The organism is Aureimonas ureilytica DSM 18598 = NBRC 106430 (genome assembly GCF_000382705.1).
GTDB lineage: Bacteria > Pseudomonadota > Alphaproteobacteria > Rhizobiales > Rhizobiaceae > Aureimonas > Aureimonas ureilytica.
In genome coordinates this window covers 46,280-65,761 of record NZ_ARQE01000011.1, presented here as the reverse complement: position 1 = coordinate 65,761, position 19,482 = coordinate 46,280, and the positions used below count along the sequence as shown (strand labels likewise).

Genomic DNA, 19,482 nt, shown 5'->3' with positions numbered 1-19,482 from the left:
GCAAAATCAGCACTTGGCGACGTTTAATCCTTTGGAAAACCGAGCCGCCCGCCTTGCCCCGAGAGTGCGGCGCTCCAGCACCCCCCGAGTCGCGGCTTCACCGCGTCGGCGCGTGGAAGTCGGGCGGCTTGCGGGCGATCCAGCTGAGGAAGCGCTCCAGCTTCGGATGGCCCGACAGGGCGACGCCCTCGGCCTCCAGCCGCGCGAGTTCCACATTGGTGAAGCTCGCATGGATGGTGCGATGGCAGATCGGGTGAACGGGAACGGTCACGCGCCCGCCCCGGCTCTTGGGGCGCGGGTGATGCCATTCGACGCGCCGCCCGAGCGGGCGACCGCACAACCAGCAGGAACAGGGTTCGAGCGCGCTCATGGAGCCAAGGTGGCGGGCAGCGCGCCCGGCGGCAAGGCGCTGCGGCGAAACGGATCAGCGCCCTGCCAGCCGGGCGATCACTCGGGCGGAATCCTTGGGACGATCACCGGGCCGGCCGGCGCGGCGGATGGTCGTGGATCGTGCCGCCGGGGTCTTCCACCTGCCAGCCGTCCGGCGTCTGCGAGAGATAGGCGGGGCCGATCGGAACCTTGCCGTGGCCGCCGGGAATGTCGAGCACATAGGTCGGTTGGCAAAGGCCCGACACACGCCCGCGCAGCCCGCGCATCAGAGCCTGGCCCTCGGAAATCTCCGTGCGCAGATGGCTGGTGCCTGGCGCGAGATCGCCCTGGTGGAGATAATAGGGCTTGATCCGGTTCTCCACGAAACGGCGCATCAGAAGCGCCAGGGTTTCGGGATCGTCGTTGACGCCGCGCAGAAGCACGCTCTGGCTGACCATGGGAAGGCCGGCATCCACCAGCCGCGCGATCGCCTCCGTCGCCGCCGGGGCGAATTCGCGCGGATGGTTGGCGTGAAGCGCGACGAAGACGGCGCCGGGAAAGCGCCGCAGCGCCGCCACCAACTCGGGCGACACGCGCGCCGGCTCCACCACGGGAACGCGCGTGTGAAAGCGCAGAACCTTCACATGCGCGATCTGCCCGAGCCGCTCGCAGAGATCGGCGAGGCGGCGCGGCGACAGCGCGAAGGGATCGCCGCCCGTCACCACCACTTCCCAGATCTCCTCATGGCTCGCGACATAGGCGAGCGCGGCGGCAAGTTCGACCTCCGACAGGGTGCCGAGCCCTTCCGGGCCGACCATCTCGCGCCGGAAGCAGAAGCGGCAATAGACCGGGCAGACATGCAGCGGCTTCAGGAGCACGCGGTCGGGATAGCGATGGACGATGCCGGGAAGGGGCGAATGCGCCCCGTCGCCGATCGGATCGGCGTCCTCGTCCGCCGTCTGCAGAAGCTCTGCCTCGTCGGGCACGAACTGGCGCGCGATCGGATCGTCCGGCGCCTCGATCAGGTCGGCCATGTCCGGCGTCACCGACACGGCGTAGCGCGCCGCGACCTTCGAGAGCGCGTCCAGCCGCTCGGCCGGCGCGAGGCCGGCGGCGACGATCGCCTCGGCCGAGCGCAGCGGGCGGCTCACGGCGCGGGCTCCGCGACCGGCGTCCAGATCACGTCGTCGATGCGGGACGCGCCGAGCGCCAGCATGACGAGGCGATCGAAGCCGAGCGCGATGCCCGACGCTTCCGGCATCCGCGCGAGCGCTGCGAGGAAATCCTCGTCCAGCGGATAGCGCTCGCCATAGACGCGCTGCTTCTCGTCCATCTCGGCCTCGAGGCGGCGGCGCTGCTCGGCGGCGTCGGTCAGCTCGCCGAAGGCGTTGGCCAGCTCCACGCCGCAGGCATAGAGCTCGAACCGCTCGGACACGCGCGGATCGCGCGCCGAGCGGCGGGCGAGCGCGGCTTCCGCGACGGGATACTCGTCGAGGATCGTCGCGCGGCCATTGCCGATCGCGGGCTCGACGCGCTCCACGAGGGCGCGGCTGAAGAGATCGGACCAGCTGTCCTCGACTGTCGCGCGCAGCCCCGCCTCGCGCATGGCCCCGGCCAGCGCGTCGCGATCCGTCGCGCCGGTCTCGTCGACGGTTGCCAGAATGTCGAAGCCGACGAAGCGCCGGAAGGCCTCGGACACGCTGATCCGCTCCGGCTCGGCGAAGGGATCGACGGTGCGGCCGCGAAAGCGGAACTCGCTCGCGCCGGCGGTTTCGGCGGCCAGCCGCAGGAGGGCGCTCGCATCCGCCATCAGCCGCTCGTAGCTTTCGCCCGCGCGATACCATTCGAGCATGGTGAATTCGGGCGAGTGCAGCGCGCCGCGCTCGCGGTTGCGAAAGACCGGCGCGAAGGTGAAGAGATGCGTTTCACCCGCAGCGAGCAGCTTCTTGCAGGCGAATTCCGGCGAGGTGTGGAGATAGAGCGGCTGGCTCCCGCCCTCGATGCGCTGCATTTGCGTGGCGAAGGCGGAAAGATGCGCCTCGTTGCCGGGGGAGACCTGAAGCGCCGCCGTTTCGACCTCGACGAACCCCTGATCCCCCAGGAAACCGCGGATGGCGGCCTTGATCCGTCCGCGCTGCAGAAGGCGCGGGCGGCGGTCGGCATGGACATGGGGCGCCCACCAGGGCGATCGGTCGGTCATGGCGGCTCGGAACTCGAAAAGGCGTTGGCGGCTGGCTTACGGGGCGAAGATGCGTTAGGGCGCTCCCAACCAAAGCCATAAGAGGGAACAACACCCGTGAAGGTGATCGCCAGCTCGCTCCGCAAGGGGAACGTCGTCGAACGCGAAGACGGCAAGCTTTATGTCATTCTCTTTGCCGAGAACATCCATCCTGGCAAGGGCACGCCCGTCACGCAGCTCGACATGCGCCGCATCTCGGACGGCACCAAGGTCTCCGAGCGCTACCGCACGACCGAGCAGGTCGAGCGCGCCTTCGTGGAGGAGCGCGACCACACGTTCCTGTATTCGGACGGCGACGGCTTCCACTTCATGAACCCGGAATCCTTCGACCAGCTGACCGTGCCCGAATCCGTGATCGGCGACGCGGCCCCCTATCTCCAGGAAAACATGACCGTGCAGCTCTCGGTCTACGATGGCAGCGCCATCTCGATCGAGCTGCCGCAGCGCGCGATCTACGAAGTGGTCGAGACCGAGCCCACCACCAAGGGCCAGACGGCGTCCTCGTCCTACAAGCCGGCGGTTCTCTCGAACGGCGTTCGCACGCTGGTTCCCCCGCATATCGCGGCCGGCACGCGCATCGTCGTCATGACGGCCGACGGCTCCTATGTCGAGCGCGCCAAGGACTGATCGCGGGCCTTAAGCGGTTTTCGAAAGCACCGAACGCCAGCGGCGCCTTGCCCCCTCGGTGAGGCGCCGTTAACCATCCTCGCGCAAGGATGCGGATGCGCGGGACGAGGCGAAGATCGTCCCGGCATCGCTCGCGCGGGGGATTGGGTCATGTCGTCGTTCGCGGGGTCGAACCTGCCGGGTCGCTCCGGCCAAGGCGCGGGAGCGCTCGGCTCCCGCCATGGTCGTGCCGGCTCCGCGCCGGCGGACGCCTCGGCGCAGGCCGTCTATGCGCTTCGCACGCTTCTGGCGAGTGTCATCCTCACCGTCGGCTTCGTCAGCCTGACGCCCTATGCGGCCGTGTATACGGGCGACACCGGCGGCAATATCCTCAACCAGCTCGGCTACGGTCTTCTGGCCGGCATCGCGCTGGTGGGCCATCTCGTGTTCACCGACCGGCGTGTCGCCCGCTCGCTGCTGCGGCCGAGCTGGGTCCTGCTGACGCTCTGGTTCGCCCTGTCCGCCTTCGAAACGTCCGATCCCAGCGATACGATGCGCGGCGTCGTGTTCTCCACGATCTCCATGGTGGCCGTCACCGGCGCCCTGTGCCTGCCGCCGGACGGGCGCGCCCTGCGCTTCGCGCTGGCCGTCGCGGTTCTCGCGGCCTTGTTCCTGTCCTATCTCGGCGTCTTCGTCTGGCCGAGCCTCGGGCGCCATGTGGGCGATGTCCATGCCGGGCTCTGGCGCGGCATCTACAGCCACAAGAACGTGGCGGGCGCCGTGATGGCCGTGTTCTTCTTCTCCGGCGTCTATCTGTTCCGCATGGGCCATTGGGTGCTCGGAGCGCTGATCGCCGTCCTGTCCGCCATCTTCATCCTGCGCACCGGCTCCAAGACCTCGCTCGGCCTGACGGTCATCGTCTTCGCGGTGGTCATGTCGGCGCATGTCCTGCGAGTGCGCGCCGCGCCGGTGATCGTGTCGGTCGTGGCGCTCGCGGGGGCCGCCTTCTTCACCGTGGGGTCGGTGATCTTCCCCTTTTCCCACCGGGTCGTGCAGTCCATCGCGCCGGGCACCAGCTTCACGGGGCGTCTCGAACTCTGGCGTCTCGCGCTGAACGCCCTCCAGAGCCACGGCTGGACCGGCTACGGCTTCGGCGCCTTCTGGACGGCGGCCAATCTCGCCCAGCAGGAAGTGCCCATGGAGTTCGCCTGGGACCCGCGCGGCGCGGTGAACGCGCATGAGGGCTATCTCGACATCGCCTTGTCGATCGGCTGGCCCGGCCTCGTGCTGGCGCTCTGGGTGCTCGTCGGCGCGCCGCTTGTGGCTTACCTGCGTGTGCGCGGCGGGCGCGAGAGCGCGCATCTCGCCGACTTCTTCCTGATGTCGCTCCTGTTCCTGCTCCTGAACGCGCTTCTGGAAAGCTTCTTCTTCGAGCGGGCGAACACGCTCTGGATCATGACCTTCCTGATGGTCGCGGGCCTCAACCTTCTCGGCCGCTTCCGCACGGCCTGACCGACAGGCTTCGAGCGAGAGCGAGTCTCGCGAGGTGCAGGCAGGGCGAAACCCTCCCGAACCGGTCCGCGAGCCCTCCGTGGCCGAAATTTCATCGTGAAGATTTCATGACGTCCGCCATCGCGGCAAGGGACTGACCCGGAGGGCTTTGCGGATTTCCGGGTGAAACAAGACCGTGTTTCAGCTCCCGACAGCCGTCAATTGAGACGGGTATCTTCACCCACTGGCAAGGTCGAAGACGGCAACCCAGGGCCGCTTTCGGACCAGGGCCGCCCCGCAAGGGCGGGAAAAGTGGCATGAAGATCACCATTCGAACCAAGCTCGCCGCCACCTTCGGCGCGCTTCTCCTTCTCACCACGGGCGTCGGCGTCAGCGCCCTCGTCTCGCTCGACCAGAGCAGCCGCACCATGGCGGAATTCGCCAGCCGGCCGTTCCAGATGGTGCAGGCGACGATCGGCATCTCCGGCGAGTTGGAGCGCATCCACCGCATCGTCCGCGCGGCCTATTCCTCGACCGGATCGGTCGACATGAGCGCCGAATATGCGAGCGCCTGGACGCTTCTGGACAAGCGGCTCGCGCAGGTCGAAGCCGCCGGGCCGTCGGCCGACGGCGATCTCGTGGCGCTGGTGCGGGATCTGCGACCGGTGTCGGATGCCGCGTTCGCCGGGGCGGCCGCAACCGACCTATGGGCCGTCGCCCATGCGCGCGAGGCGCTGGCCCCGATCGAGAAGGATCTGACCGGAAAGCTGCGCATGCTGCGCAGTCAGCTCGCCGGCAAGGGGGCGTCCGCCTTCGAGGCGCGCCAGACGCTGTCGGACATCGAGACCAACATGTTCGAAGCCCGGCTGTCGCTGGTCGACATTCTCTCGACCGCCGAGGACGATGCGCGCCAGGCGGCGTTCAAGCGGTTCGAAGGGCTGAAGAAGCTGGTGGCTCGCAAGTTCGACGGCCTGAGCGAGATCGCCCCGATCGGCACCGAACGCATGATCGCTCAGATTTCCGAGACCTGGAACCAGTCCTTCGACGCCATGCAGCCGCTGGCCGAGGAGGGGATGAAGGCGCGCGCCACGCAGACGACCCATTATCTCGACACGGTGCAGCGGCCGGCCGCCGAGCGCGTCGAGGCGCGGCTGGATGCGCTGACGCAAGCGGCGCAGGCGCAGGCGCGCGGCTTCCTCGACGAGGCGCAGGCGTCCTATGGGCACACGCGCGACCGTCTCGCCGCCCTCGTCGGCGCCGCGCTCGTTCTCGGCATCGGCATGATGCTCTGGCTCACCCATTCCATCGCCACCCGCCTGCGCCGAGCCGTGCGGCTCGTCGATGCCGTGGGGTCGGGCGACCTGACCCAGACCGTTGCCCCGACAGGCAACGACGAGATCGCCGAACTCCAGCGCGCCGTCGGCGAGATGACGGGCAAACTGTCCGCCATCGTGACCGACGTGCGGGCCTCCTCGGCGCTGGTCGCCTCCGGCTCGGCGCTGTCGGCCGCGACGGCGGGGGATCTCGCCACGGGCTCGCACAAGGGCGGCGCGGCGTCCGAACAGGCCTCGGCCGCGATCGAGCAAATGTCGGCCAATATTCGCCAGAACGCCGACAACGCGGCGGTGACGGAGCGGATTGCGGCGACCGCCCGCGAACATGCCGTGTCCACCGACAAAGCGGTGGCGCGCTCCGTCGAGGCGATGAAGTCGATCGCCGCCTCGGTGCGGATCGTGCAGGAGATCGCGCGTCGGACCGACCTTCTGGCGCTCAACGCCGCGATCGAGGCCGCGCGCGCCGGCGCGCATGGCAAGGGTTTCGCGGTGGTGGCCTCGGAAGTGCGCAAGCTCGCCGAGCGCTCGGGCGAGGCCGCCGACGAGATCGCGAGCGTTTCCGCTGAAACGCTCGAAGTGGCCGAGGGCGCGGGGGTGCGACTCGCCGAGCTTCTGCCCGAGATCAATCGAACGGCCGACCTCGTGTCGGAAATCTCGGCCGCCTGCCGCGAGCAGTCGGTGGGCGTCGAGCAGATCGCTCAGGCAATCCACCAGCTCGACCGGGTGACGCAGGGCAATCGCGACGGCGCCGACCGCATGGCCCGAACGGCGGGCGACCTTTCGAGCGAAGCCGGACGGCTCGCCGACACCATGACCTTTTTTCGCACGGGCGAGGCGGGGCAAGCGCCCGAGCCGGCGTTGGAACCGAGCCAGCCCGTGGCCGAGGCGTCAGCGCAGGCGCGAACGAGCGCTGAACCCTCGGAGGACGAGCGGACCGAAGCGCATCGCCGCGATGCCGCCTGAGACGCGCCTTCGCTCACGAGGGGTCGGCGTTCAGCCGATCCAGCCCTGCAACTCGCGGCGCACCATGTGCTCGATCACGTCCATGCCCGGCTCGGAATCGTTGAGGCAGGGGATGTGCGAGAAATGCGTGCCGCCATGCTCGCGAAAGATGTCGCCGGCTTCGCCCGCGATTTCCTCCAGCGTTTCCAGGCAGTCCGACACGAAGCCGGGATTGAGCACGGCGATGCGCTTCACGCCCTCCTTCGCCAGGGCCTCCACCGTCTTGTCGGTATAGGGCTGCAGCCATTCCTCCGGCCCGAAGCGGGATTGGAAGGTCGTCATGAAGCGGCCCTTGGCCCAGCCGAGCCGCTCCTCAACGAGGCGCGAGGTCTTCTGGCAATGGCAATGATAGGGGTCGCCCTTGCGGAAATAGCTCTGCGGAATGCCGTGATAGGAGGCGATCACGCGCTCGGGCTCGAAATCGAGCGTGGCGAGATGCGTCTCGATCGAGCGGGCCAGCGCGTCGATATAGACGGGGTCGTCATGATAGGCCGGCACGGTTCGCACGGCCGGCATCCAGCGCTGCGCCGAGAGATATTCGAAGAACTTGTCGTTCACCGTCGCCGTGGTGGAGGCCGAATATTGCGGATAAAGCGGGAAGCAGAGGATGCGCTCGCAGCCCTGCGCCTGCAGCTCCGCCGTCCGCTCGGCGATCGAGGGATTGCCGTAGCGCATCGCCCAGTCGACGACGACATTCGCCTCGCCCGCCATGCGCACCGCCAGCTTCTCGCCCTGCGCGCGGGTGAAGGTGCGCAAGGGGCTCTCGTTGCGCTCGTGGTTCCAGATCTGCTCATAGGCATGGCCGGACTTCTTCGGCCGCGTGTTGAGGACGATGCCGTAGAGGATCGGATACCAGGCCGCGCGCGGCCATTCGATGACGCGCTTGTCCGACAGGAATTCCTTCAGATACCGCCGCATCGGCTTGAAGTCGGTGCCATCGGGCGTGCCGAGATTGACGAGGAGCACGCCGACCCTCTTCGGCTTCACCGGCGGATGGCCGACGGGCAGGGGGCCGATGGCGGTGCTGGCGGAGGAGGGCGAGGCGTGAGCGTTCATGCGGGGTGTGTCCGGACAAGGGGGCCGTTCGGGCCGGCGAAAGCAAAGCGGCGGCGCTCCAGGAGCGCCGCCGGGCATATGGGAGCCGGATGCTTGGCCGGCAATGCGACAGGTGGGTCGGCTCCCCTCGGGCGAAGCCGCGCGGGGACCCGGCCTCTCAGCCGCGACGGGACAGATCGAAGCGGGCGCCGGCCGAGTTCACGCAGGCCAGACGGTCCGCCGACATCAGGTTGCAGTTCACCGACTCGCGCGTGTTGCGCGTCGTGGAGGTGAAGACGATGGCGACCTGCGTCGGGCTGGTCTTGGTGTAGGAGCCATCGGCCAGAACGCGCGATCCGTCCGCCGTGCGCGAGGAGAAGCGCCCGGCCGAGAAGGACGAGATATAGGCGACCGGACCGCCGACCGAGTTCCACTGGCCCTCGATCGTCGCACGGGGCGGGGCGACGGCGATCTGTTGCTGCGGTTCGAGCTGACAGCCCGAAAGCACGCAAGCGGCGCCGAGAAGGCTGGCGAGGACGAGGGCGGGGCGCATGGTCGAAAGCTCCGGCAGGAAGGTTGGGCTGGAAACAGGAAGAGGGGTTCGGAGGCGTGCGGTCAAGCGGCGGTTTCGTCGTTGCGGCGCGCCGAGATGACGGAATGGATCGAGGCGATCGTCTCGATCGAGCGGATGCGGCCGTCGCTGGTGAAGCCGAACCAGTACATGGTCGTGCCGGTCACGAGCGAGCCGTTCTCGTCCTGCCGCGTCCAGTCGCATCGGCTGGCGGCGTCGTCGTCCTCGACGATCGTGCCGCGCGGCTTGTAGGAAATGTAGCTCGCCCGCCGCAAGAGCTCGTTGAGGAAGGACTTGGCCTCGTCCTCGCCGGCCAGGCGATACTCGCCCTCCATCCGGTCGAACCAGGGCGCGTCGATCACGCCGGCATTGTTCTTGTTGGAGAAAATCGCGCCGGGCGCAAAATGGCGCGCAATCGACCCGGACGAGCCGGACATCACCGCGTCCATGATCTCCTTGACGACGATTCGCTTGCGCTGGGCAACATCGGATGGTTCGCCCACGACAACTCCTAAGGCGCATCAAGCAGTTAACGAGCCAAAGGGTAGCGCGTGGCGCCAGCATGACCAGCGGCTAAAGAAAAAGCCGCGGACGAATCCGCGGCTTTTCACCAACTTTTCGTTAGTCAGATGTCAACGAACGAGGATGTTGCGGAACTGCCAGGGGTCCTTCTCGTCCAGATCCTCCGGGAAGAGGCCCGGACGGTCGGTCAGCGGCGTCCAGTCGGTGTAGTAGCCCTTGACCGGGCCGAGATAGGGACGCTGCACTTCGAGGCAGCGGCGATAGTCCATCTCGTCGGCTTCCACGATGCCGGCCTCCGGGTTCTCCAGCGCCCAGACCATGCCCGCGAGCACGGCCGAGGTCACCTGAAGGCCCGTCGCGTTCTGGTAGGGGGCGATGCGGCGCGTTTCTTCCAGCGAAAGCTGCGAGCCGTACCAGTAGGCGTTCTTCTCGTGGCCGTAGAGCAGGACGCCCAGCTCGTCGATGCCTTCCACCAGCTCGTTCTCGTCGAGAACGTGGTGCTCGGGCTGGATCTTGCCGGCCGCGCCGAACAGCTCGTGCAGCGACAGGACCGCGTCGTTCGCCGGATGGTACGCATAGTGGCAGGTCGGACGGAAGGTGACTTCGTCTTCCTTGTTGCGATGCGTGTAGTAGTCGGCGATCGAGATCGACTCGTTATGAGTGACGAGGAAGCCGTACTGGGGCCCAGGCGTCGGGCACCAGGTGCGAACGCGCGTGTTGGCGCCCGGCTGGTCCAGATAGATCGCGGCCTTGCAGCCCTTCTCGTGGTCCTTGGCGTTCTTCGGGCGCCACTTCTCATGCGTGCCCCAGCCGAGTTCGGCCGGCTGCATGCCTTCCGACAGGAAGCCTTCCACCGACCACGTGTTCCAGAACACGTTGCGGGGCTTGGGCTTGGCGGCAACCTGCGTGTCGCGCTCGGCGATGTGGACGCCCTTGACGCCGACCTTCTTCATCAGCTTCGCCCAGCCCTCGCGGTCGTTCGGACCGGGCTCGACGAAGTCGAGATTGGTGTCGCGCGCGATGTCGACCAGCGCCTGCTTCACGAACCAGGAGACCATGCCGGGATTGGCGCCGCAGGTCGAAACGGCCGTGGTGCCGCCCGGGTTCTTGCGCTTCTCCTTGCGCAGCGTCTCGCGCAGCGCGTAGTTCGTGCGGTCGGCATTGGAGAGCTTGTCGTCGAAATAGAAGCCGAGCCAGGGCTCGATCACCGTGTCGATGTAGAGAACGCCGAGCTCGCGGCACATGCGCATGAGATCGACCGAGCCGGTGTCGACCGAGAGATTGACGCAGAAGCCCTGGCCGCCGCCTTCCGTTAGAAGGGGCGTGAGGAGGTCGCGATAGTTCGACTTGGTGACGGCTTCCTGACGGAAGCGGATGCCGCGCTCGTCGAGAAGGTGCCGGTGCGAGTCGCGCGGGTCGATGACGGTGAAGCGCGACTTGTCGTAGGTGAAGTGACGTTCGATGAGCGGAAGCGTGCCGCGCCCGATGGAGCCGAAACCGATCATCACGATCGGACCCGTGATCTCGGCGTGAATCGGGTGGTTCTCGTTCGTCATTCGACGATCCTTTCGATCTGGACTGGATTCTCCCGGTCGGGCTAGAGCAGATTGCTGTCAAATAAAAGAGGCTGGCGGACGGCGGGCAGCTATGCAGGCCCGCAAGGGCTCCGTTTTTGGGCCGATCGGCCCGGTCTCGCCCCGTGCCGCGCCCGCTTTGCGAAAGGACCATTCGATGGAACTGCCGCGCCCCTTGCGCGCCGCGATCGACGCCGAGCTGGAGGGCGTGCCCGGGGAGGCGCTGCGCAAGGCCTCCGACATCCTGTCGGGCCGATACCGCGCCGAAACGCGCGACGGGCGGCTGCATCTTTCCGACGATCTTTTCGCCAAGGCCTATGTCGCCGCGCGCATGCCCGCGACCTTCGCGGCGCTTTCGAGCGCGTTGGGGGAGGCCGCCGACGCGCTTGCCGACTTCTCGCCGCTCACGCTTCTCGATGTCGGCGCGGGGCCGGGAACCGCGCTCTGGGCCGCCACCGAGCGCTTCGACACGCTGGAGGGCGCGACGCTTCTGGAAGCCAGCCGGCCGATCCGCGCGATGGGCGAGCGCTTGGGCGAGGGGGCCTTCGGCTTTCGACCCGACTGGCGCGAGGGCCATGTCGAGCGCGACATGGACGCCGCGCCGTCGGCCGATCTCGTGACGCTCTCCTATGTCCTCGACGAACTGCCGCCAGCGCGCCTGCGTCCCCTCGTGGAGGCGCTCTGGGCGCGCACGCAAGGCCTGCTTCTGATCGTCGAGCCCGGCACGCCCGCCGGTTACGCGCGCATTCTGGAAGCGCGCCGCGCCTTGATCGAAAGCGGCGCCGCGATCGCCGCGCCCTGCCCGCACGAGGAGGCCTGCCCCCTGGAGGCGCCGGACTGGTGCCATTTCGCGCGGCGCGTGGCGCGCTCTCGCGTTCATCTGCGAACGAAATCCGCCGAAGTGCCCTGGGAGGACGAGAAGTTCAGCTATGTCGCGGCGACGCGGCTCGCCCCGGCCTCGCGCGCGGCCCGCATCCTCGCGCCGCCGGAGACCGGCAGCGGCAAGGTGCATCTGAAGCTCTGCGAGGGCGATGGAGAGATGCGCCGTCGCCTCCTGACCAAGCGGGACGGCGACGCCTTCCGCCGCGCCCGCCGGGCCGATTGGGGCGAGGCCATCGACCTCGCCTGAGCCCTCCGCTCAGTTGGTCTCTCGGTCCATCGCCTCCAGCTCGTCGATGAAGCCGGAGATCATCGACAGGCCGCGCTGCCAGAAGGCCGGGTCGGACGCATCGAGGCCGAAGGGCTTCAGGAGCTCGGAATGATGCTTCGTGCCGCCCGCGCGCAGCATGGCGAAATACTTCTCCTGAAAGCCCTGATCGGCCTGCTCGTAGACCGAATAGAGCGAGTTCACGAGGCAGTCGCCGAAGGCATAGGCATAGACGTAGAAGGGCGAGTGGATGAAGTGCGGGACATAGGTCCAGAAGCTTTCATAGCCCGGACCGAGCCGCACGGCGGGGCCGAGCGAGCGCGACTGGACCTCGACCCAGATCTGGCCGATCCGCTCGGCCGTCAGCTCGCCCTTGCGGCGCTCAGTGTGGATTTCGCGCTCGAAGAGATAGAAGGCGATCTGGCGGATCACCGTGTTGATCATGTCCTCCACCTTGGAGGCGAGCAGCGTGCGCCGCTCGGCCTTGTCGGTGGCCTTCTCCAGAAGCGAGCGGAAGGTCAGCATCTCGCCGAAGACCGAGGCCGTCTCGGCGAGCGTGAGGGGCGTCGAGGCCATGAGCGCGCCTTGCGGCCCGGCCAGAACCTGATGCACGCCATGCCCCAGCTCGTGCGCGAGGGTCATCACGTCGCGCGGCTTGCCGAGATAGTTCATGAGGACATAGGGGTGCGCGGAGGGCACGGTCGGGTGCGAGAAGGCGCCCGGTGCCTTGCCCGGCCGCACGCCCGCGTCGATCCAGCGATGCTCGAAGAAGCGGTCGGCGATCTCGGCCATCTCCGGGTCGAAGCCGCGATAGGCCGAGAGCACCGTTTCGCGCGCTTCCGCCCAGGGGATGCTGCGGCGCGAGGCGCCCGGCAGCGGCGCGTTGCGGTCGTAGAACTCAAGGGCATCCAGCCCCAGCCACTTGGCCTTCAGGCTGTAGTAGCGATGCGAGATCGACCCGTAGCTCTCCGACACCGCCTTCGCCAGCGCGTCCACCACGTCGCGCTCGACACGGTTGGCGAGATGGCGGGAATCGGCGACGTCCGCAAAGCCGCGCCAGCGGTCGGAAATTTCCTTGTCCTTGGCGAGCGTGTTGGTGATCAGCGCGAAGGTGCGCACGTTCTCGCCGAAGACCTTGGCCAGCGCTTCGGCGCCCTTGCGCCTGATATCGCGGTCGGCATCCTGCAGGAGGTTCAGCGTTTCCTCGAGCGCCAGCGTCTCGCCGTCCACCTCGAAGCGCAGCGAGGTCATGGTCTCGTCGAACAGGCGGTTCCACGCGCCATGGCCGGTGACGGACTTCTCGTGGAAGAGTTCCTCGACCCGGTCTTCCAGCTGGTAGGGCTTGTCCTGCCGAAGGTCCACGATCCACGGCCGGTAGCGACCGAGTGCCGGATTGGCGTCCATCGCACGGTCCATCGCCGCGTCGTCCACGCGGTTCAGCTCCAGCCCGAAGAACAGGAGCGCGGAGGAAATGTCCGTCACCTCGCCCTGGATGTCGCCGTAGAACTTGGCGTTCGCCGGGTCGGACGTGTCGCCGGAATAAACGAGGCCCGCATAGGACACGAGCCGGCCGAGAATTTCCTCGATTGCCTCGAACTCGACGATGGCGGAGGCCAGTTCGCCGCCGCCGGGCTTTTGCGCTTCCTCCGCCAGACGACCGCGCCAGCGCTCGTTGAAGGCTTTGGCGCGCGAGCGCGAGCGCGCGATGTCGTCGGCGATCTGCGGGCTGTCGATCGAGGCATAGAGGTCGGCCAGATTCCAGCGCGGCAGGTCGCTCCAATCCTCCTCTCCGGTGCGGGGGGACGACGAAGGGGCGGCGGACGATCGGATCATGGACACCTCGCGAAACGGGTCGGGGAGCGGCCGGTCAGCCGTTCTCTCTCCGACGGGCAGAGAACTCTTCACATCTGCCGTGTCAAATGGGGCCGATGAGCGTGAAAAGCGAACCCTCGGCTGCAAGGCCCTTTCATGTCCTGATCGTCGACGACGATCCAGTGCAGCGGCGCTTGAGCGAGGCGCATGTGGCGCGGGCCGGCGGTGCGAGCGACGGGGCGGGGAGCCTTGCCGAAGCGCGCGCGCTTCTCGCCGACAAGCCCGGCCGCTTTTCTGCTCTCCTTCTCGACCTCGGCCTGCCGGATGGCGACGGGCTCGACCTGCTGCGGACGTTGCGCGGGCAGGGCGATGCCGTTCCGGTGATCGTCCAGACGGGCGAGGGCCGGCTCGACCGCGCGGTGGAGGCCATGCGCGCCGGCGCGACGGACTTCCTGGTGAAGCCCGTTTCGCCCGACAAGGCGCGCGCCGCGCTGGAGGCCGCGATTCGCGCGCGGCGCGAGGAGCGGGGCGGGGCCGTCGAGCCTCTGCCCGATCCGAGCCCCGCGATGCGGCCGGTTCTCACGGCGGCCGAGCGCGTGTCGCGCTCCATGGTGCCGGTTCTGCTGCTCGGCGAAACCGGCACCGGCAAGGAATGGCTGGCGCGGCGCATCGTGGCGGGCGGCGCGCGGGCCGATCAGCCCTTCGTCGCCGTCAATTGCGGCGCGCTTCCGCGCGATCTCACCGAGAGCATCCTGTTCGGCTTCGAGCGCGGCGCCTTCACGGGCGCCGAGCGCCGCAGCCCCGGCAAGTTCGCGGAAGCCGACGGCGGCACCCTGTTTCTGGACGAGATCGGCGATCTCGCGCCGGACACGCAGGTCAAGCTCCTGCGCGCGCTGCAGGAAGGCGAGATCGATCCGATCGGAGCGGCGCGCCCCCTGCGCGTGGACCTTCGCATCATCGCCGCCACGCATCGCGACCTTCGCGCCGATGTCGAGGCCGGCCGGTTCCGCGAGGACCTGTTCTACCGGCTCGACGTGTTTCCCCTCGCGCTGCCACCCTTGCGCGAGCGAAGGGAAGAGATCCCGGCGCTCGCCCGGCTCTTCGCCGCCCGTCATCTCCCCGGCGCGACGGTGAGCCCGGAGGCCCTGGAGCGCCTGTCCCGCCACCTTTGGCCGGGCAATATCCGCGAGCTGGAAAACGCCGTGCGACGCGCCGCCGTGATGGCCGAAGGTCCCATTCTCGGGCCTGAGGATTTCGCGCTGCCTGACGGATGGACGCCGGAGAGGCGGGAGGAGATGCCGTCGCCCCCACTCGAACCCGCGCTCGGCACGGGGGAGGGACTGGGCTTCCCCACGCTCGCGCAAGTCGAGCGTGCGCATATCCTGCGGGCGCTGCAACATTGCGGCGGCCAGCCCTCGAAGGCCGCCAAGCTGCTTCGAATCGGTCGCACGACGCTTTATCGAAAGCTCAGGGATTACGGGGTTTCGACCCCCGAATCAGGGACCTAGGGCCCGGCCGCGCCGGGGCAAGGCAGAATTTTTACTGGTCGTTAACCAGTTTCTTGTGTACTGGGCGAGAAATTGGAGAGGTGTCATTTTCATGCCGCAGTCCGCTGTGATCTGTTGCCCGGTCGGGGGACAGGTCGCGGTCCGCAGCAGGAGCGTCGACACACACACCGGGGGAATTTGTCCGCATGTTCGGATGGACCGAATGCGTATCGCGACGCGCCTTGCAGCGAGCCGCGATCTTCCTGGTCGGCCTGGTGGCGATGACCTCGGCGGGAGCGGAAGCGGCGCGCGCCGAAACGCGGACGCTGAAAATCTACCACGTCCATCTCAAAGAGAAGACGGAAATCACCTATAAGCGGGACGGCAAGTTCCTTCCCGACGGCCTCAAGAAGGCCAATTGGGCGCTGCGCGACTGGCGCGAGAACAAGCCCACCAACATGGACCCGAACCTTCTGGACGTGCTCTGGGAGGCTTATCGCCAGTCCGGCTCGCGCTCCTACATCCACATCATCGGCGGCTATCGCTCGCCCGGCACCAACGCCATGCTGCGCTCGCGCTCCTCGGGCGTCGCCGGCAGCAGCCTGCACATGGCCGGCAAGGCGGTGGACTGGTATCTGCCCGACGTGCCCCTGAAGAAGCTGCGCGACATCGGCCTTCGCATGCAGATCGGCGGCGTCGGCTATTATCCGCGCTCCGGCTCGCCCTTCGTCCATTACGACACCGGCAAGGGCCGCTACTGGCCGCGCATGAGCCGTCAGGAACTGGCGTCCGTCTTCCCGAAAGGCAACACGATCCATCTTCCCGCCGACGGCAAGCCGCTGCCGGGCTACGAGACGGCGCTCGCCTCCTACAACAAGCGCAAGGGTTCCAACGACATCCAGATCGCGTCCTCGCGCTCGGGCGGTGGCCGCTCGCTGCTCGCCATGCTGTTCGGCGGCGGCAACGAGGAGGCCGAGGACGAGGCCGAGGCCAAGGCCGCGCCGGTGGACAAGCCGGCCCGCGCTCCGGCGCCGGCCCGCGCCGCGCCGACGCCCGAGCCCGAGGTTCAGGTCGCCACCATGCGCCCGAGCCGCCCCGCTCCCCCCGCCGCCCTGCCGGCCGGCGTGGCGATGGCCGAGCGCGACATGTTCGACAGTTCCACGCCCCGCCGCTCCACGCCGCCCGCCGCCATTCCCGTTGCGCCGGTTCGCCGCGAGGACGAGGCGGCGGAGGTCGAGGTCGCCGCGCTTTCGCCCGCGCGCGTTCCTCTTCCCTCCAGCGCGCCCGCTCGACCGGCCGCCGCCAAGGCGCTCGATGAGACGCTGGTCGCGGCGCTCGAAGAGGCCGAGCCGCCTCCCGCCGCGCCCGGTCAGCTCGCCTATGCCGTTCCCATGCCGCGTGAGCGCCCGCCCTTCGAGGCCGTCCTGAGAGGCGACAAGCCGGCGCTCCCCTCGCAGGAAAGCATCGTCGCGGAAGCCGAGAAGGGCCTGACCCCGGAAGCGATCATCGCCGCCGCCATGCCCGCGGTGCCGCCGAGCGCCTCGCCCGCCGAGGTCCCGCAGGCTCCGGTCACGACCGTCGCCCAGCATGTCGTGACGCCCTCCGCCCGGCCGCAATCGACGATCGCCCAGGCGCTGGCCCGACCCGCCGAGGCCGCGCCCACCCTTCAGGTCGCATCGCTGGAGCCGACGGCCGCGCCGCAGCGCTCTCCCATCGCCGGGGCCGTCGCGTCCGCCAAGGCCAAGGGCAAGAGCGCTGCGCAGACGGCGCGGGGCGGACGCGTGGTCGGCGATGCCGAGCCCCAGGCGGAAACCACTGTGCGCCGCGCCAGTCCCGATCAGATCGCCAAGCGCATCGCCATCGCCTCCCTGATCACCAGCCCCGAACGCCGGGCAATCGAAGAGAAGCTGGCCCGGCCCGTGGCCGACACGCTGATCAGCAATGTCCCGAATGCGGTGTTCTCGCGTGGGTTCTCCCGCAAGGGTGGCTCGCCCGCCGGCCCGCAGCATTTCGAAGGCAAGGCCGTCAACTTCCTGCCGGTGCACAAGTTCGACTGACTCCAACGGGGATGGCTCCCATCATTCACCGAACGCGAAAGGGCGCCCCTCCGGGCGCCCTTTTTTTTTCTCCATGACGAAAAACATGCGGCATTCCGTCTCATTGTGCACAGGGTGCACCCGGTGACACCAAGCGAACACAACAGCCTGACAGGTTGCCGGTGTCAGAGTGCGGCGCTCCAGACGGGGCCTATCGCCTCTTTTCAGACGACGTGGCCCCTCGCCGGGCACAACTCCTCACTGTGTCGAAGTCCGCCTTTTCGCAGTCTCGTTGCGCTATTTCGGGAGGTTCAATTGTCGGAGAAGCGCGGCTAACACGTGTATTTGCCCGATATTGCGCCGACATGCGGAAACGGTCTGCAAGAGTTGGACTTGCCTAATTTCCTCCGCTTTACATATTGCGCTGCAATTGAAATGAAGTTTGGAGGCCTAACGGTTATCGTCTAAACCGGCTGGTTGTGTTGGCAAGTTCGGCATCCTATTGACGCGAAAGCCGGCACCTTGTTTCCCGTTGCATCGTGGCAGTTGACATGGCAACTGGATTCACAGAATACCAACCGGCTGCTTTCTGGCGATCCGGCATAGTGATTGAGTCTGCTTCCGGACAGGCGGACTTTCCGTACTGGGAACCCTTCACCGTTTCTTGGCTTTTGCTGTTTGGAATGGTTCTAAATTCGTTGTGTTCGCGGCTTGTTCCAGGCGTGAATGGTTGTCTCTAGACAGGTTGAAACGATGAGCGAGATCGACGGAGTCCAGAACTCCGACATGTTGATGGAACTGACCGCCGAGGTGGTGGCAGCCTATGTCAGCAAGAATTCCTTGCCGGTCAGCGACCTGCCGAGCCTGATCCTGGACGTTCATTCCGCGCTCAGCCAGGCGGGCGTCGAGCCCCCCGCGCCGCAGGCCGAGAAGCCCAAGCCGGCCGTGTCGGTGAAGCGATCGGTGACGGACGACTATATCGTCTGTCTCGAGGACGGGAAGAAGTTCAAGTCGCTGAAGCGCCACTTGATGACGCACTATAATATGTCGCCCGAGGACTATCGCGAGAAGTGGGACCTTCCGTCCGACTATCCGATGGTCGCGCCGAACTATGCGGCCGCCCGCTCGCGCCTCGCCAAGCAGATGGGCCTTGGCTACACCCGCCGCCGCGCGCGCGGCTGAATACACCCTGGCATCCTTCGAAGGCGGCGCGACCCCGGTCGCGCCCTTTCGCATTTTACGGGTAAGGCGCAAGCCCGGCTCGCTTGCCCTTGTGGCACCCGAACGGCCGCGCGGGAGCGATCGCCTCCCGGGCGACGCTCCTTTCGTATTCCATGCCTGTGAAGTCCAGCCTTGCCTGTCCCCGGCCGCAGAGCCGGGGACAGGCGGATCGGCCGCGTCAGGCGCTGGCGGCCATGCCGAGGGCCTGGAGGTAGAGGTCGAGGATCGCCTCCTGCTCCTGCCGCTCCTGTGCGTCCTGCTTGCGCAGCGAGATCACCTTGCGCAGCACCTTGGTGTCGAAGCCGTTGCCCTTGGCCTCGGCATAGACATCCTTGATGTCGTCGCTGATCGTCTTCTTCTCTTCTTCCAGGCGTTCGATCCGCTCCACGAAGGATCGGAGCTGGTCCTGGGCGACATCATCGGTGGCGTTCGACATGGGAGCCTCTTCTCAAGAACGACAAAGGCGCCGGACGAGCCGGCCGCGTTTTCCTGCTCTCTTCGATGACGTGGAATGGTTAACGGACGATTGCCAAGGCTTCGCGCCCGCCCGGTCGATCCCTCGCCACCCGCGCCGGAAAGGGGAGGGCGGCGAGGGATCGCCTGATCAATGTTCGCCCGGGCGGTTCCGCTCGAAGGTGGCCAGCTGCTCGCCCGAGGCCTCGCGCTGGTTCTGCGCCCGCCATTCGTCATAGGGCATGCCGTAGACGATCTCGCGCGCATCCTCCTTGGTCATCGCGGTTCCCCCGGCTTCGGCCGCGTCTCGATACCAGTTGGCGAGGCAGTTGCGGCAAAAGCCCGCGAGGTTCATCAGGTCGATGTTCTGAACGTCGCCCCGCTCGCGCAGATGGTCGCGCAGGCGACGGAAGACGGCGGCCTCGATCTCGATTTCCTGTTCGCGCGTCAGGCTCATGGGCTGGATTCCCGGTCGGTGGCAAGGCAGATCGCCGTGCCGGTTGCGTCGGTCCGGATATCGCCCCGGCGCCCGCCCGCCGCAAGGCCGACGCAGGGCGGGTGACGAACGTGATCGGCCTTGGCC

General features: G+C 67.6%; 17 protein-coding genes. 7 read left to right on the top strand and 10 right to left on the bottom strand.

Features of this window, described 5'->3' with window-relative positions:
* Positions 1 to 97 precede the first annotated feature (97 nt).
* The 3 genes from B146_RS29950 to epmA all read right to left on the bottom strand — a co-directional run bounded on the left by B146_RS29950 (position 98) and on the right by epmA (position 2,569).
* The gene (locus B146_RS29950; protein WP_244498257.1) at positions 98 to 271 is read right to left on the bottom strand and encodes an HNH endonuclease; all 174 of its coding nucleotides are present in this window, start codon (positions 269 to 271) and stop codon (positions 98 to 100) included.
* 202 nt (positions 272 to 473) lie between these two features.
* Positions 474 to 1,520, bottom strand: coding sequence for a lysine-2,3-aminomutase-like protein (locus B146_RS0119920; RefSeq protein ID WP_019998246.1), 1,047 nt, complete (start codon positions 1,518 to 1,520; stop codon positions 474 to 476).
* On the bottom strand, positions 1,517 to 2,569 hold the full coding sequence (gene epmA / locus B146_RS0119915; protein WP_019998245.1) for an EF-P lysine aminoacylase EpmA: 1,053 nt from the start codon (positions 2,567 to 2,569) through the stop codon (positions 1,517 to 1,519). The genes B146_RS0119920 and epmA overlap by 4 nt, the downstream gene beginning before the upstream one ends.
* Positions 2,570 to 2,665: 96 nt before the next feature.
* On the opposite strand from epmA, the gene efp reads away from it, so the two are divergent.
* The 3 genes from efp (at position 2,666) to B146_RS28525 (ending at position 7,002) form a co-directional block, all read left to right on the top strand.
* The gene (gene efp / locus B146_RS0119910) at positions 2,666 to 3,235 is read left to right on the top strand and encodes an elongation factor P (protein WP_019998244.1); all 570 of its coding nucleotides are present in this window, start codon (positions 2,666 to 2,668) and stop codon (positions 3,233 to 3,235) included.
* A gap of 150 nt (positions 3,236 to 3,385) precedes the next feature.
* Complete coding sequence (locus tag B146_RS26775; RefSeq protein WP_019998243.1) at positions 3,386 to 4,726, top strand: O-antigen ligase family protein; 1,341 nt, start codon at positions 3,386 to 3,388, stop codon at positions 4,724 to 4,726.
* A 296-nt stretch (positions 4,727 to 5,022) separates the two neighbouring features.
* The gene (locus tag B146_RS28525) at positions 5,023 to 7,002 is read left to right on the top strand and encodes a methyl-accepting chemotaxis protein (RefSeq protein ID WP_019998242.1); all 1,980 of its coding nucleotides are present in this window, start codon (positions 5,023 to 5,025) and stop codon (positions 7,000 to 7,002) included.
* Between the two features lie 30 nt (positions 7,003 to 7,032).
* Here the strand turns inward: B146_RS28525 and hemH are convergent, their stop codons facing one another.
* From hemH to B146_RS0119880, 4 genes are all read right to left on the bottom strand, one after another.
* Entirely contained in the window at positions 7,033 to 8,097 is a 1,065-nt protein-coding gene (hemH, locus tag B146_RS0119895) for a ferrochelatase (RefSeq protein ID WP_019998241.1), read from the bottom strand.
* 157 nt (positions 8,098 to 8,254) lie between these two features.
* Positions 8,255 to 8,629, bottom strand: a complete 375-nt coding sequence (locus tag B146_RS0119890) for a hypothetical protein (RefSeq protein WP_019998240.1) — start codon at positions 8,627 to 8,629, stop codon at positions 8,255 to 8,257.
* A 62-nt stretch (positions 8,630 to 8,691) separates the two neighbouring features.
* The gene (locus B146_RS0119885; RefSeq protein WP_019998239.1) at positions 8,692 to 9,150 is read right to left on the bottom strand and encodes a hypothetical protein; all 459 of its coding nucleotides are present in this window, start codon (positions 9,148 to 9,150) and stop codon (positions 8,692 to 8,694) included.
* A 129-nt stretch (positions 9,151 to 9,279) separates the two neighbouring features.
* The gene (locus tag B146_RS0119880) at positions 9,280 to 10,725 is read right to left on the bottom strand and encodes a homospermidine synthase (protein WP_019998238.1); all 1,446 of its coding nucleotides are present in this window, start codon (positions 10,723 to 10,725) and stop codon (positions 9,280 to 9,282) included.
* Between the two features lie 175 nt (positions 10,726 to 10,900).
* Between B146_RS0119880 and B146_RS0119875 the strand changes: the two genes are divergently transcribed.
* Complete coding sequence (locus tag B146_RS0119875) at positions 10,901 to 11,872, top strand: small ribosomal subunit Rsm22 family protein (protein WP_019998237.1); 972 nt, start codon at positions 10,901 to 10,903, stop codon at positions 11,870 to 11,872.
* Between the two features lie 9 nt (positions 11,873 to 11,881).
* Here B146_RS0119875 and B146_RS0119870 read toward each other — a convergent pair whose 3' ends face one another.
* Positions 11,882 to 13,723 (bottom strand): M3 family oligoendopeptidase, encoded by a 1,842-nt coding sequence (locus tag B146_RS0119870; RefSeq protein WP_019998236.1) that lies wholly within the window; start codon positions 13,721 to 13,723, stop codon positions 11,882 to 11,884.
* 95 nt (positions 13,724 to 13,818) lie between these two features.
* Between B146_RS0119870 and B146_RS0119865 the strand changes: the two genes are divergently transcribed.
* From B146_RS0119865 to B146_RS0119855, 3 genes are all read left to right on the top strand, one after another.
* Positions 13,819 to 15,210 carry a sigma-54-dependent transcriptional regulator gene (locus B146_RS0119865; protein WP_019998235.1) on the top strand — a complete coding sequence of 464 codons (1,392 nt, stop codon included), beginning with the start codon at positions 13,819 to 13,821 and terminating at the stop codon, positions 15,208 to 15,210.
* 185 nt (positions 15,211 to 15,395) lie between these two features.
* Positions 15,396 to 17,246 carry a DUF882 domain-containing protein gene (locus tag B146_RS26765; protein ID WP_019998234.1) on the top strand — a complete coding sequence of 617 codons (1,851 nt, stop codon included), beginning with the start codon at positions 15,396 to 15,398 and terminating at the stop codon, positions 17,244 to 17,246.
* A gap of 732 nt (positions 17,247 to 17,978) precedes the next feature.
* Positions 17,979 to 18,407 (top strand): Ros/MucR family transcriptional regulator, encoded by a 429-nt coding sequence (locus B146_RS0119855; protein ID WP_019998233.1) that lies wholly within the window; start codon positions 17,979 to 17,981, stop codon positions 18,405 to 18,407.
* 217 nt (positions 18,408 to 18,624) lie between these two features.
* Here the strand turns inward: B146_RS0119855 and B146_RS0119850 are convergent, their stop codons facing one another.
* Positions 18,625 to 18,882 carry a DUF2312 domain-containing protein gene (locus B146_RS0119850; RefSeq protein WP_019998232.1) on the bottom strand — a complete coding sequence of 86 codons (258 nt, stop codon included), beginning with the start codon at positions 18,880 to 18,882 and terminating at the stop codon, positions 18,625 to 18,627.
* A gap of 168 nt (positions 18,883 to 19,050) precedes the next feature.
* A complete protein-coding gene (locus B146_RS0119845) occupies positions 19,051 to 19,356 on the bottom strand; it encodes a DUF1244 domain-containing protein (protein WP_019998231.1) in 306 nt (101 codons plus the stop codon).
* Positions 19,357 to 19,482: the final 126 nt, after the last annotated feature.